The sequence below is a fragment of the Pseudomonas sp. PWP3-1b2 genome, assembly GCF_049896045.1.
Taxonomy (GTDB): Bacteria; Pseudomonadota; Gammaproteobacteria; order Pseudomonadales; family Pseudomonadaceae; genus Aquipseudomonas; species Aquipseudomonas antarctica_B.
Window position 1 is genome coordinate 1 of sequence record NZ_JAFCTN010000014.1, and the last position, 14,038, is coordinate 14,038.

General features: G+C 60.1%; 14 protein-coding genes. 11 read left to right on the forward strand and 3 right to left on the reverse strand.

The window, feature by feature from the left end:
- From prfB to ACP7A2_RS11525, 8 genes are all read left to right on the forward strand, one after another.
- Positions 1–1,086 (forward strand): peptide chain release factor 2 gene (gene prfB / locus ACP7A2_RS11490; RefSeq protein ID WP_426134298.1). Its coding sequence is split into 2 segments (ribosomal slippage), with 1,085 coding nucleotides annotated over them: positions 1–62 and positions 64–1,086; the frame shifts between segments, so codons are not numbered across the junction. This gene is flagged as partial in the annotation.
- Positions 1,087–1,167: 81 nt separating this feature from the next.
- Entirely contained in the window at positions 1,168–2,670 is a 1,503-nt protein-coding gene (lysS, locus tag ACP7A2_RS11495; protein WP_426134299.1) for a lysine--tRNA ligase, read from the forward strand.
- Between the two features lie 200 nt (positions 2,671–2,870).
- Positions 2,871–3,587, forward strand: a complete 717-nt coding sequence (locus ACP7A2_RS11500; protein WP_348058335.1) for a TetR/AcrR family transcriptional regulator — start codon at positions 2,871–2,873, stop codon at positions 3,585–3,587.
- A 123-nt stretch (positions 3,588–3,710) separates the two neighbouring features.
- Positions 3,711–4,259 carry a hypothetical protein gene (locus tag ACP7A2_RS11505; protein ID WP_426134300.1) on the forward strand — a complete coding sequence of 183 codons (549 nt, stop codon included), beginning with the start codon at positions 3,711–3,713 and terminating at the stop codon, positions 4,257–4,259.
- Between the two features lie 21 nt (positions 4,260–4,280).
- Positions 4,281–5,558, forward strand: a complete 1,278-nt coding sequence (locus ACP7A2_RS11510; protein ID WP_426134301.1) for a flavohemoglobin expression-modulating QEGLA motif protein — start codon at positions 4,281–4,283, stop codon at positions 5,556–5,558.
- A gap of 148 nt (positions 5,559–5,706) precedes the next feature.
- Positions 5,707–6,612 (forward strand): alpha/beta hydrolase, encoded by a 906-nt coding sequence (locus ACP7A2_RS11515; protein ID WP_348058341.1) that lies wholly within the window; start codon positions 5,707–5,709, stop codon positions 6,610–6,612.
- Entirely contained in the window at positions 6,609–6,935 is a 327-nt protein-coding gene (locus ACP7A2_RS11520; RefSeq protein ID WP_426134302.1) for a hypothetical protein, read from the forward strand. The genes ACP7A2_RS11515 and ACP7A2_RS11520 overlap by 4 nt, the downstream gene beginning before the upstream one ends.
- 106 nt (positions 6,936–7,041) lie before the next feature.
- Positions 7,042–7,329, forward strand: a complete 288-nt coding sequence (locus ACP7A2_RS11525; RefSeq protein ID WP_426134303.1) for a hypothetical protein — start codon at positions 7,042–7,044, stop codon at positions 7,327–7,329.
- Between the two features lie 56 nt (positions 7,330–7,385).
- Here the strand turns inward: ACP7A2_RS11525 and ACP7A2_RS11530 are convergent, their stop codons facing one another.
- The 3 genes from ACP7A2_RS11530 to ACP7A2_RS11540 all read right to left on the reverse strand — a co-directional run bounded on the left by ACP7A2_RS11530 (position 7,386) and on the right by ACP7A2_RS11540 (position 9,280).
- Entirely contained in the window at positions 7,386–8,171 is a 786-nt protein-coding gene (locus tag ACP7A2_RS11530; protein WP_426134304.1) for an OmpA family protein, read from the reverse strand.
- A 56-nt stretch (positions 8,172–8,227) separates the two neighbouring features.
- Positions 8,228–8,653, reverse strand: coding sequence for a DUF4398 domain-containing protein (locus ACP7A2_RS11535; RefSeq protein WP_348058348.1), 426 nt, complete (start codon positions 8,651–8,653; stop codon positions 8,228–8,230).
- Between the two features lie 282 nt (positions 8,654–8,935).
- Positions 8,936–9,280, reverse strand: a complete 345-nt coding sequence (locus ACP7A2_RS11540; RefSeq protein WP_426134305.1) for a pilin assembly protein — start codon at positions 9,278–9,280, stop codon at positions 8,936–8,938.
- Between the two features lie 185 nt (positions 9,281–9,465).
- On the opposite strand from ACP7A2_RS11540, the gene ppc reads away from it, so the two are divergent.
- The 3 genes from ppc to tsaB all read left to right on the forward strand — a co-directional run bounded on the left by ppc (position 9,466) and on the right by tsaB (position 13,811).
- The gene (gene ppc, locus ACP7A2_RS11545) at positions 9,466–12,111 is read left to right on the forward strand and encodes a phosphoenolpyruvate carboxylase (protein ID WP_426134306.1); all 2,646 of its coding nucleotides are present in this window, start codon (positions 9,466–9,468) and stop codon (positions 12,109–12,111) included.
- A gap of 278 nt (positions 12,112–12,389) precedes the next feature.
- Positions 12,390–13,037, forward strand: a complete 648-nt coding sequence (adk, locus tag ACP7A2_RS11550; RefSeq protein ID WP_426134307.1) for an adenylate kinase — start codon at positions 12,390–12,392, stop codon at positions 13,035–13,037.
- Positions 13,038–13,127: 90 nt separating this feature from the next.
- Positions 13,128–13,811, forward strand: a complete 684-nt coding sequence (gene tsaB / locus ACP7A2_RS11555) for a tRNA (adenosine(37)-N6)-threonylcarbamoyltransferase complex dimerization subunit type 1 TsaB (protein WP_426134308.1) — start codon at positions 13,128–13,130, stop codon at positions 13,809–13,811.
- Positions 13,812–14,038 lie beyond the last annotated feature (227 nt).

Genomic DNA, 14,038 nt, shown 5'->3' on the forward strand with positions numbered 1-14,038 from the left:
ACCCGATCCTTAACACCATCAAGGACCTGTCCGAGCGCTCCGAAACTATTCGGGGGTATCTTTGACTACGATCAAAAGCATGAGCGTCTGACCGAAGTCAATCGCGAGCTTGAAGATCCGGCTGTCTGGAACAAACCTGAATACGCCCAGGAGCTGGGCCGCGAGCGCGCTGCGCTGGCGCAGATCGTCGACACCCTCGACGAACTGAACACCGGTCTGGGCGATTGCCGCGACCTGCTGGACATGGCCGTTGAAGAAGACGACGAAGGCGCAGTGGGCGATGTCGTCGCCGAGCTGGCCCGTCTCGAGGAAAACCTCGCCAAACTCGAATTCCGCCGCATGTTCAGCCATGAAATGGACCCGAACAACGCCTACCTGGACATCCAGGCCGGTTCCGGTGGCACCGAAGCCCAGGACTGGGCCAACATTTTGCTGCGCATGTACCTGCGCTGGGCCGACAAGCGCGGTTTCGACGCGACCATCATGGAATTGTCGGCCGGTGAAGTCGCCGGTATCAAAGGCGCGACCGTGCACATCAAGGGTGAATACGCCTTTGGCTGGCTGCGTACCGAAATCGGCGTACACCGCCTGGTGCGCAAAAGCCCGTTCGACTCCGGCAACCGTCGTCACACCTCGTTCAGCGCGGTGTTCGTCTCGCCAGAGATCGACGACAAAGTGGAAATCGAGATCAACCCGGCGGACCTGCGCATCGACACCTACCGCTCTTCCGGTGCCGGTGGTCAGCACGTAAACACCACCGACTCGGCCGTACGTATTACTCACGTACCGACCAACACCGTGGTGAGTTGCCAGAACGAGCGTTCCCAGCACGCGAACAAGGACACCGCCATGAAAATGCTGCGGGCCAAGTTGTACGAGCAGGAAATGCAGAAGCGCAACGCCGCTTCCCAGGCGCTGGAAGACACCAAGTCGGATATCGGCTGGGGCCACCAGATCCGTTCTTATGTGCTTGATGCGTCGCGGATCAAGGATCTGCGCACTAACATCGAACGCAGCGACTGCGACAAGGTGCTCGACGGCGACATCGACGAATACCTGGAAGCCAGCCTGAAATCAGGCCTGTAACCCTCTGTAGGAGCCGGTACGCCGGCGATTCCCAGGCCGCAGGCCTGGGGGCAACGAACCTGTGATGGAATTTCAAAAGACATGAGCGACCAACAACTCGACCCGCAAGCCCTGCAACAGGAAGAAAACTCCCTGATCGCCCTGCGCAAGGAAAAGCTGGCCGCTGAGCGCGCCAAGGGCAATGCCTTCCCCAACGACTTCCGCCGCGAAAACTACTGCGATGCCTTGCAGAAGCAATACGCGGACAAGACCAAGGAAGAGCTGGCAGACGCGGCGATCCCGGTCAAGGTGGCAGGTCGCATCATGCTCAACCGTGGCTCGTTCATGGTGATCCAGGACATGACCGGTCGCATCCAGGTCTACGTCAACCGCAAAACCTTGCCTGAAGAAACCCTGGCCTCGGTGAAAACCTGGGACATGGGCGACATCATCGCTGCCGAAGGCACCCTGGCCCGTTCCGGCAAGGGCGATCTGTACGTGGAAATGACCAGCGTGCGCCTGCTGACCAAATCCCTGCGCCCGCTGCCGGACAAGCATCACGGCCTGACCGACACCGAGCAGCGCTACCGCCAGCGCTACGTTGACCTGATCGTCAACGAAGACGTGCGTCAGACCTTCCGCGTGCGTTCGCAAGTCATCGCGCACATTCGCAGCTTCCTGATGAAGCGTGACTTCCTGGAAGTGGAAACGCCGATGCTGCAAACCATCCCCGGTGGTGCTGCAGCCAAGCCGTTCGAAACCCACCACAATGCGCTGGATCTGGAAATGTTCCTGCGCATTGCGCCGGAGCTGTACCTCAAGCGCCTTGTTGTCGGCGGCTTTGAGAAAGTGTTCGAGATCAACCGCAACTTCCGTAACGAAGGCGTTTCGACGCGTCACAACCCTGAATTCACCATGTTGGAGTTCTACCAGGCGTACGCCGACTACGAAGACAACATGGACCTCACCGAAGAACTGTTCCGCGAGCTGGCGCAGCTGGTGCTGGGCAGCACCGACGTGCCGTACGGCGACAAGGTGTTCCACTTCGGCGAGCCGTTTGTGCGTCTGTCGGTGTTCGACTCGATCCTCAAGTACAACCCTGAGCTGACTGCCGACGACCTGAACGACATCGACAAGGCCCGCGCCATCGCCAAGAAAGCCGGCGCCAAGGTGCTGGGCTTTGAAGGCCTGGGCAAACTGCAGGTGATGATTTTCGAAGAGCTGGTCGAGCACAAGCTGGAACAGCCGCACTTTATTACCCAGTACCCGTTCGAAGTGTCGCCACTGGCCCGTCGCAACGATGACAACCCGAACGTCACCGACCGTTTCGAGCTGTTCATCGGCGGCCGTGAAATCGCCAACGCCTACTCTGAGTTGAACGACGCGGAAGACCAGGCCGAACGCTTCATGGCTCAGGTGGCCGACAAGGACGCCGGCGACGACGAAGCCATGCACTACGACGCTGACTTCGTTCGCGCGCTGGAGTACGGCATGCCGCCGACGGCCGGTGAAGGTATCGGCATCGACCGCCTGGTGATGTTGTTGACCAACTCGCCGTCGATTCGGGATGTGATCTTGTTCCCGCACATGCGGCCACAAGCGTAAGCGTAGCGAAATCCGAAGCCGCCTTTTATAAGGCGGCTTTTTTGTGTGGCGTATTCAGCCGTCAGGCGTGATCGTTCCCACGCTCTGCGTGGGCATGCATCTCGTGACGCTCTGCGTCACCAACGGGCGCGGAGCGTCCAAAGCGGTATTCCCACGCGGAGCGTGGGAGCGATCATTCATCGGTGTATAGGAAGGTCCGTTTGAACCGCGTAATGGCTCAAGAAGGCGCCGCCGGCATTGCTGCAGCCGTGGCTGAAAGTGTCCAGTACCAGGGCCGCAAGGCCAGTCGCCGGGGCAGCGAACAGCGCCGGCAAGAAATTCTCGATGCGGCCATGCGCATCGTGGTGCGTGATGGCGTGCGGGCCGTGCGCCATCGCGCAGTGGCGGCGGAGGCCGGGGTGCCGTTGTCGGCCACCACCTACTATTTCAAGGACATCGATGATCTGCTCACCGATACCTTCGCCCAATACGTCGAACGCAGCGCTGCCTTTATGGGCAAGTTGTGGGTGCGCAACGAGGGCCTGCTGCGCGAGATGGTTGCCTACGGCGATGGCAGCCCGCAGTCGCGCTCACAGTTGGCCGATGACATCGCACGGCTGACCGCTGACTACGTGCAGCGCCAACTGATCAACCGCCGCGAGCACCTGATGGCCGAGCAGGCCTTCCGTCAGGAGGCGTTGCTGAACCCGCGCCTGGCCGAACTGGTACGGTCCCATCAACAGATCCTGCTGCAAGGCACCGGGCAATTTTTCCAGATGCTGGGTTCCCGCGAGCCACAACAGGATGCCAAAGTGTTGACGGCGATTATCGGTCGGATGGAATATCAGGGCCTGCTTGGCGGCCCAGAGCCTCTGACCGGGGAAGACATGCTTGAGATCCTCAAGCGCTACATGCATTTGGTACTGGCCTCGGTCTAGCCCTGTGCGCACTCTGCTTTAGGTGGGACCTGGCTTGCCTGCGATAGCATCACCTCTGTCTGCCAGAAGTACCGAGGTGCCTGTATCGCAGGCAAGCCAGCTCCCACAGCTATGGGGTATTGGATGAAAACCTGGCGTGTGTTTGTAATCACCTTGTCATTCCTGTTGCTCAGCGGTTGTCTGGTGACATTTAAAGACCCATTGCCAGCCAGCCAAGCTGCGCCCGACGCCTTGATCGGCCGCTGGTCGAGCAAAAACGCCTGGGGCGAACCGCTCAACCTGCAGATTACCCGCGCCGGTGAGCACCGCTACAAAGCCGTGAGCTACCCTAAGGCCAAACCGGGCCAGCGTGACGAGTACCTGTTTACCGTGTCGCACCATGGCGGCCGCTGGTATCTGTCGGCGCCGTTGCCGGCCAAACTGGGTGGGCATTTCATCCTGGCCGGTTTTGAATTCGACGAAAAACGCGAATTGGTGGTCTACAACCTGGACCTGGAACAGATACAGCAAGCCATAGGCCAACAGTCATTGCACGGCAGTACCTTGGAAACCGTCGAAGGCGACGGCGTACTGGTCGATAGCCCCATGAGCCAGGTGTTTGCCTACCTGGATGATCCGGCCAATGCCGATGTGTTCGTTGAAGCCGTGCGCTACAAGCGTACGGGCCAATAACGTTTAAAGAGGAAACACCGGGTGGACGATTACCAGCAGACGATACGCACTTTGTCCGATCGCATTGTGCTGGCGCAAACACCGATTCGCGTCCTCGACGCCGTGAAGTGGGACGAGAATATTCGTCAGGGTTTCCTCAAGGCCAAGGGCAAGGAAATGCCTGCCGTGAGCCGCGATTACTACCTCAACCGGCCTTTGTCATTCGACTCCAGCGCGGTGAAACTGGAGTTCCAGAACATCGAGCGTGACATCACCCGCCGCCTCGGCCAGTTCAGCCCGGTGGGGCAGATCATGCGCCGCATGTGCCGGGAATACCGCATGGTGGTGCGCATGCTCGAAGCGCGCGGCACCGAGGACTTTGGCCTGATCTCGCAAGAGCTGTACGGCGCTGCTTCCGATGCGTTTCACGCCGGCGACCCGACCCTGGCCGACTTGGGGCTGATGCTTTCCGACTACTTGAATAACATCGACGGCCGTGGCGACCTCAAAGACGAACCCAAGACCCTCACCGCCAAAGATGCCGTCGCGTTGCTGCAAACCCGTTTGAACAAGGTGTTTGGCGAGGCTGAAGAAACCATCCGCGTGTTTGAGTCCGATGGCATTGTTGCCGACGCCGCGGCGGGCGCCGACTACATCAAGATCCGCGCCGACGCGATGTTCAACGACCGTGACGTGCGCGCCCTCGAAGTGCATGAGGGCCTGGTGCACGTCGGCACCACGCTCAACGGCCAGAACCAGCCGATCTGTACGTTCTTGTCCAAGGGCCCGCCGTCGTCCACCGTGACTCAGGAAGGCCTGGCGATTCTCATGGAGATCATCACCTTCGCTTCCTACCCGAGCCGCCTGCGCAAACTGACCAACCGCACCCGCGCCATCCATATGGTGGAAGAGGGCGCCGACTTCCTGCAGGTGTTCGAGTTTTTCCGCGAGCAAGGTTTTGAAATGGCTGAAAGCTACGGCAACGCCAGTCGCGTATTCCGTGGCTCAGTGCCGAACGGTCTGCCATTTACCAAGGATTTGTCCTACCTCAAGGGCTTTATCATGGTCTACAACTACATCCAGCTCGCCGTGCGCAAGGGCAAGCTGGAACAGGTGCCGCTGCTGTTTTGCGGCAAGACCACGCTGGAAGATATGCGTACCCTGCGCCAATTGGTCGACGAAGGTTTGGTGGTGCCGCCCAAATATTTGCCGGAGCAGTTCCGCGACATGAACGCGCTGGCGGCATGGATGTGCTTTTCCAACTTCCTTAATCACCTGAGCCTGGACCGGATCGAAGCGGATTACTCGAATATCCTCTGAAGAAACCGGGTTCAGAATGTGGGAGCTGGCTTGCCTGCGATAGCTCACTATCAGTTGATACATCTGTGACTGATACACCGCCATCGCAGGCGAGCCAGCTCCCACATTGGAATCTCTGTCACTCTGAAAAACAGCGAGGCTTCAACGGATGAGAATCCTCGGCATTCTTTGCCTGCTACTCACATTGAACGGTTGCAGCTCTCTGCTGTTCTACCCCGAGCCCGGCCTGCCGTTCACGCCGCAAAAAGCTCACCTGGCGTATCGCGACGTCACCCTCACCACCGCCGACGGCGTAAAACTGCACGCCTGGTGGCTGCCGGCCAAGCCCGGCGTGCCGCTCAAGGGCACGGTGCTGCACCTGCACGGCAATGGCGGCAACCTCGCCTGGCACCTCGGCGGCAGTTGGTGGTTGCCGGAGCAGGGCTACCAAGTGCTGCTGCTGGACTATCGCGGCTACGGGTTGTCGGAGGGCAAGCCGTCGTTGCCGGCGGTCTATCAGGACATCGACGCCGCCTTCAGCTGGCTCGATAAAGCCCCGGAAACTCAGCATCAGCCTTTGATCGTGCTCGGCCAAAGCCTGGGTGGCGCATTGGCGGTGCATTACCTGGCGGCCCATCCCGAGCGCCAAACCCAGCTCAAGGCGCTGGTGCTGGACGGCGTGCCCGCCAGTTATCGTGACGTAGGACAATTCGCCCTCAGCACCTCCTGGTTAACATGGCCGTTTCAGGTGCCCCTGTCGTGGCTGGTGCCCGATGGCGACAGCGCGATTAACGCCATGCCCCGGCTGACCGGTGTGCCCAAATTGTTGTTCCACAGCCTGGATGACCCGATCGTGCCGCTGGCCAATGGCATCCGCCTATACCAGGCCGCGCCGCCGCCGAGGGTGCTGCAACTGACCCGTGGCGGGCATGTACAGACGTTCGCCGACAAAACCTGGCAGACCGTCATGCTGCGCTATCTGGACGATCCGCAGCACTTCAACGGCCTGCGCCGCCTGGGCGAAATTCCGAATTATCCGACTCCAAAAGTTGATTCATCAGAGAGCCCGCAATGAGCGAAGAACGCAACATGATCCCGCTGATCCTCACTGGCATCGGTACCATTATCGGCACGGTAGGTTGCCTGTGGTTCTACGGTTACCTGCATTTTGCCAAGCCTGAAGACGCGTTGCTGCTCAGCGAGTTCACCATGCTCAAGACCGTGCCGGGCGAGGATTACAAGGTCTCCCTGACCCCGGCCGCGCAAGTGGCGCAATGCGTCGACGGCGTGCTGGTGATGTTCGACACCGAGCAAAAAGGCTTGAGTGGTGTGCTGGTCAATAGTCGCAAGCAGGCCGTGCGTTGCATGGGCCAGGAAACACCGCAATTGCAGCAATAACCTTCGGGTTGGAAATATCTGGAACCGTATCCCGTAAGAAGCCACTGACTGGGTTGTCAGCGTTGCTGATAGCCAACTTACGTAGTGCGAATCTGGGAGCGGGATCATGGATATTGCTGCAATTGGCAAGATGTTGGGCATGGCCAGGGGCCAAAGCGAACTGGATCAGGGTGGCGCTCAGGAAGTTGAGCAGCAGGAAAAACAGGAACCCGACCTGATCAAGAGACTGATGGAAATGTTGTCAGTCGCTGGTGCTCAAGGCGCCGGTGCCTCAGGCTCTGATTCTTCGGACAGTCAGAAGAGCCCCGAGGAGCTTGAACAACTCGCCGCGGGTCGCCAAGGCCTGGAGGCCATGATGCCGGGCAATGATAACGGTCGCCAAATCAACGTCTGACCGGCAATAAAAAACCCCACCATGAAGGTGGGGTTTTTTTATCCAGCGTCAATCAATCAGTTGGCCATCGACGAACGTGGCTTAACCGGCTGGTTGTCGTTGGAGATGGTCACTTCAACGCGACGGTTCATGGCACGGCCCGACACGCTGCCGTTATCGGCAACCGGGTATTCCTTGCCGTAACCCTGGGTCACGATGCGCGAGATATCCACGCCTTGCTGAGCCAGTGCACGTTGGACGGAAGCCGCACGACGCTCGGACAGGCTCTGGTTGTAAGAGTCTGAACCGGTGCTGTCGGTGTAGCCTTCGACGATCACTTTACGGTCCGGGTTGTCGCGCAGGAACTGAGCCAGCTTGGTGATGTTAACCAGGCCGGTGGATTTCAGGTCGGACTTGTTGGTGGCGAACAGTACGTCACCGAACGTTACCAGCGTGCCGCGCTCGGTCTGCTTGGCGTTCAGGCTGTTTTGCAGTTGCTTGATCTGCGCATCACGGGCGTCAAGCAGTGCACGGGCGCGTTCGTCACCGGCGTTTTTCAGCTTGGCTTCGGACTCGCGCAACACGATGGTGTCTTTCGCCACTTCAACGCGCTGGTTGGTCAGGTAAGCGAGTTGGTCGACTTTCTTCTCGTCTTCCTTGTCGCGGTAAGCCTTGTCAGCCTTGTCCAGCCAATCGCTGGCGTCTTTGGTTTCCAGGGCCGCAAGCTTGGTGGCTTGTGGGTTGGTTTGCAGGGCCGAGTAGTTGGTCCGTGCGTTTTCCAGGTTCGCGTTAGGCGGGGTGGAGCAGGCCGCCAGGGCAACGCTCATCGCCAGCAAAGCAGGGATCATCACTTGTTTACGCATAATCGTGTCGTCCTTTCAATTCGTTATCAGGTGCGATGCAGTCAAGAGGCAGTGGCTTATTGCTGTTGGATAACAGCAGGGCGCATGCCTTCCTTGCGCAGCTCATCGACGGCTTTCTGAGAATCTTTTACCGCCTGTTGAGCCTTGGCGGCCTGAGATTTGCGCTCAGCGACGCGAGCATCCCACTCGGCCTGTTCAGACAGCTGACGGGCCTTTTCGTAGTTCTTGTCGTGCATGGCGATTTCGGCTTCTTTGAACTTGTCCTGAGCCGACTTCATTTCTACAGGTGCGTACTCGGTGCCGCCGGCGCTGACTGCGCTGTTCACCGCAGACTGGGTTACAGCGTACTGTTCGGTTGGCGGGTTGCCGGCGCAGCCTGCCAAAACAAAGCTGGTGCCGATTGCCAGCGCGGCCAACTTAAGCCCGCGCAGATGGTTAAACGAGGATTTGGCAGTGCTGGTCTTCATCGTCTTCAACTCCATTAGATAACTCCTGAAAAACATCAAAATCCATCTGGATGGGGGCGGTTGCGGGTCCGGCGGTTAAGCACATGACGCCTATTCAAACGGCCGTTCCAATGTGATGGCTTACCTGCTGTGACCGGAGGCTTTTTTCAAAAGTTCAGCGAAGATGGCGAATTGCCTAAAAAAATATCTGACTGAATGGTCAGCATAATTTCGGAGGAACTTTTGCCGTGCGAAAAGGTACGCCGATTCCCCGCGAGGCCCGGAATATTTGGGTCGAATCGGCTTTTTGGGTGTTTATCAACGGCTCTTATCCTCTGCACTGTCTGACAAATCATGCAGATAGCGGCGCGATAAAGTCAGAAAGCGCGGAGTAGGGCCGACGTCTTCGTACAGCGGATCGCCTTCTTCATCCGTCGCAACCACATGCTGGCCCTTAACGTACGGAAAGCTCGCTTCAAGCTCTTCAAGCGCGGCGCCGATCAGCTCGCCGAGCAGCTCATCGGTGGTGCGCTTGGGGTACATCTCGGAGATGGCGGCCAGTCGCGCGGCGGACTCCACATCCAGATGAATCGCGTATTCGGTTTGGGTCAGGCGACCCTTGGCATTTTCTTCCCAATGCTGGGCCAGCTCTCGAATTTTCATGGCAACCTCAGTTAAGCCCACAGGTTGCGGGCGATGATGAGTGACCAGCCGCTCGCGTGCATAAACGCGGCGACTCAGTATTGAGACTAGCGGTAAGTCACAAGGTTTAAAGTCTTGTCAGAAATGGAAGCTGGCGGCACTCTGAACCCCCTGCGCGTCCCGGATTTCTGGCTGGAGATTGGCTGATGAGTGATATCGATGCACGCTTGCGTGAGGATGTTCACCTGCTGGGTGAGCTGTTGGGCAACACCATTCGAGAACAGTACGGCGATGATTTTCTCGACAAGATCGAGCAGATCCGCAAAGGCGCCAAGGCCGACCGGCGTGGAACCGACTCGGAGAAAGCCGCTGGCGATGAGCTGAGCGCGAGCCTGAATCAGTTGCAGGAAGACGAGCTGCTGCCGGTGGCGCGGGCTTTCAACCAGTTTCTCAACCTGGCTAACATCGCCGAGCAGTACCAGTTGATTCATCGGCGCGATGAGTCGCAACCGGCGCCGTTTGAATCCCGCGTCTTGCCGGAGTTGCTGGCCCGCCTGCAAAGCGAAGGTCACAGCGATGAATCCCTGGCCCGGCAGTTGGCGCGGCTGGAAATCGAACTGGTGCTCACTGCCCACCCCACCGAAGTGGCGCGCCGTACCCTGATCCAGAAATACGATGCGATTGCCGCGCAACTGGCGCTGCAGGATCACCGTGACCTTACCCCAGCCGAGCGCGAGCAAATCCGCGAGCGCCTGCAACGGCTGATCGCCGAAGCCTGGCACACCGAAGAAATCCGCCGCATCCGGCCCACTCCGGTGGACGAAGCCAAGTGGGGCTTTGCGGTGATCGAGCATTCGCTGTGGCACGCCATCCCCAATTACCTGCGCAAGGCCGACAAGTCCCTGCATGCTGCGACGGGCCTGCGTTTGCCGCTTGAGGCAGCACCGATTCGCTTTGCCTCGTGGATGGGCGGCGACCGTGACGGCAACCCGAATGTCACCGCCCCGGTCACCCGCGAAGTGCTGTTGCTGGCGCGCTGGATGGCGGCAGATTTGTATTTGCGCGACATCGATCACCTGGCCTCCGAGCTGTCGATGCAACAGGCGAGCCCGGCGTTGCAAGCCAGGGTCGGCGACAGCGTCGAGCCTTATCGCGCGTTGCTCAAGCAACTGCGTGAACGCCTGCGCGCCACCCGCCAGTGGGCCCACGCTTCATTGACCGCCAGCACCCCGGCACCGGCGGAGGTGTTGCAGGACAACCGCGACCTGCTCGACCCGCTGGAGCTGTGTTTCCAGTCGCTACACGAATGCGGCATGGGCGTGATCGCCGACGGCCCGCTGCTCGATTGCCTGCGCCGCGCCGTGACGTTTGGCCTGTTCCTGGTGCGCCTGGATGTGCGTCAGGATTCCAGTCGTCACTCGGCGGCCATGACCGAAATCACCGATTACCTGGGCCTTGGTCGTTATGAGGACTGGGACGAAGAGGCGCGTATCAGCTTCCTGACCCAGGAACTGGCGAACCGCCGACCGTTGTTGCCCGGTTACTTCAAACCGTCGGCAGACACCGCCGAGGTGTTGAACACCTGCAAGGAAGTCGCCGCTGCGCCTGAGGCCTCATTGGGCTCGTACGTCATTTCCATGGCGGGCGCCGCGTCCGATGTGCTGGCGGTGCAACTGCTGCTTAAAGAGTCGGGCGTGCAGCGGCCGATGCGGGTGGTGCCACTGTTCGAAACCCTGGCCGACCTGGACAACGCAGGGCCGGTAATGGAGCGCCTGCTGCAACTGCCGGGCTACCGCGCGCGCTTGCAGGGCCCGCAGGAAGTGATGATCGGCTACTCGGACTCGGCCAAGGACGCCGGCACCACCGCTGCGGCCTGGGCGCAGTACCGCGCCCAGGAACGTCTGGTGGATATCTGCCGCGAACAACAAGTGGAACTGCTGTTGTTCCATGGTCGCGGCGGCACCGTCGGCCGTGGCGGCGGCCCGGCCCACGCGGCCATTCTGTCGCAGCCGCCAGGCTCGGTGGCGGGGCGTTTCCGCACCACTGAACAAGGCGAGATGATTCGTTTCAAATTCGGCCTGCCGGACATCGCCGAGCAGAACCTCAACCTTTATCTGGCAGCCGTGCTCGAAGCCACACTGTTGCCACCGCCGCCGCCCGAACCGGCATGGCGTCATTTGATGGACGAATTGGCGGCAGACGGTGTCAGCGCTTACCGCGCCGTGGTGCGGGAAAATCCGCAGTTCGTGGAATATTTCCGCCAGTCCACACCGGAGCAGGAGTTGGGCCGGTTGCCGCTGGGCAGTCGCCCGGCCAAGCGGCGTGCTGGCGGTATTGAAAGCCTGCGCGCGATTCCGTGGATCTTCGGTTGGACCCAAACCCGCCTGATGCTGCCAGCCTGGCTGGGTTGGGAAGCCGCACTGAGCAAGGCGCTCGAACGCGGCGAAGGTGAGCTGTTGGGGCAGATGCGCGAGCAGTGGCCGTTCTTCCGCACGCGCATCGATATGCTGGAAATGGTGCTGGCCAAGGCGGATGCGGATATCGCGCGCCTCTATGACGAGCGCCTGGTGCAGCCTGATTTGCTGCCGTTGGGTGCGCACTTGCGCGACCTATTGTCGCAGGCATGCGGCGTGGTGCTTGGCCTGACTGGCCAGTCGCAACTGCTGGCCCACAGCCCGGACACCCTGGAGTTCATCCGCCTGCGTAACACCTACCTCGACCCCTTGCACCTGTTGCAGGCCGAATTGCTGGCGCGCTCGCGTGAGCAGCAAGCGGCGCAGGACAGCCCTCTGGAACAGGCGCTGCTGGTGTCCGTGGCCGGTATTGCCGCAGGGTTGCGCAACACTGGTTAAGGTTTTCTGCGTAATCTCAAAGGCTTGCAGCTGAACCGCGATGGCCGCCCTGAAATGGGCGGCCATTGTTTTTATGGCCGGGTTGCGCCTGGAGACACCCCGGCAATGGGCAGGCACAGCATGGGTTCCTGCGACTTTCGGCGGCTTGTGTGGTTTGGGCCTGCTGTGTATCTTGATCAGCCTTTGGCCGTTTGATCGGCCTGGACCCATATTTACGAGATTTGCCCCCATGCGGTGAATCCGAGCGTCATCTCTATAAAAAATTGAGGAGCACATCAATGCGCGTCATTCTGCTGGGAGCTCCCGGGGCCGGTAAAGGTACTCAGGCAAAGTTCATCACTGAAAAGTTCGGCATTCCACAAATCTCCACCGGCGACATGCTGCGTGCGGCTGTAAAGGCTGGCACCGAGCTGGGCCTGATCGCCAAGAGCGTGATGGACAGCGGCGGCCTGGTTTCCGATGACCTGATCATCAACCTGGTCAAGGAGCGCATCAGCCAGGACGACTGCAAAAACGGTTTCCTGTTCGACGGCTTCCCTCGCACCATTCCCCAGGCTGAAGCCCTGGTGAAAGCGGGCGTTGAGCTGGACGCAGTGGTCGAAATCGCGGTTGAAGACGAAGAAATCGTTCAGCGTATCGCTGGCCGTCGCGTTCACGAAGCCTCGGGCCGCGTGTACCACACCGTCTACAACCCGCCAAAAGTGGAAGGCAAGGACGACGTCACCGGCGAAGACCTGGTGCAGCGTAAAGACGACACTGAAGAAACCGTGCGTCATCGCTTGTCGGTCTACCATTCGCAGACCAAGCCACTGGTGGATTTCTACCAGAAGCTGTCCGCTGCCAATGGCAAGCCGAAGTACAGCCACATCCCAGGTGTTGGCTCGGTGGAAGCAATCACCGCAAAAGTAATGCAAGCACTCAGCTGATTCAGTAGTCAGCGGTGTACACAACGGCCCGCTTGCGGGCCGTTGTTGTTTATACTGGCGCACTTTTTTTCGACTTGGACACCCACACCGATGAGCACCCTGCTGGCCCTGGACACCGCGACTGAAGCTTGCTCCGTTGCCCTGCTGCACGATGGCAAGGTCACGAGCCACTACGAGGTGATCCCGCGCCTGCACGCGCAGAAGCTGTTGCCGATGATCAAGCAATTGCTCGAAGACGCAGGCACTACGTTGTCTGCCGTGGATGCTATCGCCTTCGGCCGTGGCCCCGGCGCGTTTACCGGTGTGCGCATCGCCATCGGCGTGGTGCAGGGGTTGGCGTTCGCGCTGGAGCGCCCGGTGCTTCCGGTCTCCAACCTGGCGGTGCTGGCACAGCGCGCGTTGCGTGAGCACGGCGCTGCGCAGGTTGCGGCGGCGATTGATGCGCGCATGGATGAAGTCTATTGGGGCTGCTACCGCGAAACCGCTGGCGAAATGCGCCTCGTGGGCGTGGAGGCCGTGCAGCCTCCGGAGTCTTCCGTGCTGCCTGCGGACGCCAGCGGTGACTGGTTCGGCGCAGGCACCGGCTGGGGCTACGGCGAGCGCATCGGTGTGAACCTCGCTGGCCAGGACGCTGCCATGCTGCCACACGCCGAAGACCTGCTGACCCTGGCGCGATTCGCCTTCGAACGTGGCGAAGCCATCCCGGCCGATCAGGCTGCGCCCGTGTACCTGCGTGACAAAGTTGCGCAAACCAAGGCCGAACGCGGCCTCTAAGTGTCGCAAGCGCGCCTGTTGTGGCGAGCGGTCTTGCTGTGGCAGGCAGGCTTGCTGTGGCGAGCGGGCTTGCCCCGCGTTGGGCTGCGAAGCAGCCCCAAAAAAGACGCCTGCGGTAAGTCAGGTATACATAATTAGCTGATTCAGGGCCGCTTCGCAACCCAACGCGGGGCAAGCCCGCTCGCCACAAATAATCGCCAATCGTCAGAATTTGCCCGCGCGCTTAA

Excerpts from the sequence above, each read along its gene's own strand:
- ACP7A2_RS11525 (WP_426134303.1), top strand. The coding sequence starts at position 7,042 with ATGGATATTGCTGCAATTGGCAAGATGTTGGGCATGGCCAGGGGCCAA.
- ACP7A2_RS11515 (WP_348058341.1), top strand. The coding sequence starts at position 5,707 with ATGAGAATCCTCGGCATTCTTTGCCTGCTACTCACATTGAACGGTTGC.
- adk (WP_426134307.1), top strand. The coding sequence starts at position 12,390 with ATGCGCGTCATTCTGCTGGGAGCTCCCGGGGCCGGTAAAGGTACTCAG.
- ACP7A2_RS11530 (WP_426134304.1), bottom strand. The coding sequence starts at position 8,171 with ATGCGTAAACAAGTGATGATCCCTGCTTTGCTGGCGATGAGCGTTGCC.
- ACP7A2_RS11540 (WP_426134305.1), bottom strand. The coding sequence starts at position 9,280 with ATGAAAATTCGAGAGCTGGCCCAGCATTGGGAAGAAAATGCCAAGGGT.
- tsaB (WP_426134308.1), top strand. The coding sequence starts at position 13,128 with ATGAGCACCCTGCTGGCCCTGGACACCGCGACTGAAGCTTGCTCCGTT.
- ACP7A2_RS11520 (WP_426134302.1), top strand. The coding sequence starts at position 6,609 with ATGAGCGAAGAACGCAACATGATCCCGCTGATCCTCACTGGCATCGGT.
- lysS (WP_426134299.1), top strand. The coding sequence starts at position 1,168 with ATGAGCGACCAACAACTCGACCCGCAAGCCCTGCAACAGGAAGAAAAC.
- ppc (WP_426134306.1), top strand. The coding sequence starts at position 9,466 with ATGAGTGATATCGATGCACGCTTGCGTGAGGATGTTCACCTGCTGGGT.
- ACP7A2_RS11505 (WP_426134300.1), top strand. The coding sequence starts at position 3,711 with ATGAAAACCTGGCGTGTGTTTGTAATCACCTTGTCATTCCTGTTGCTC.
- ACP7A2_RS11535 (WP_348058348.1), bottom strand. The coding sequence starts at position 8,653 with ATGGAGTTGAAGACGATGAAGACCAGCACTGCCAAATCCTCGTTTAAC.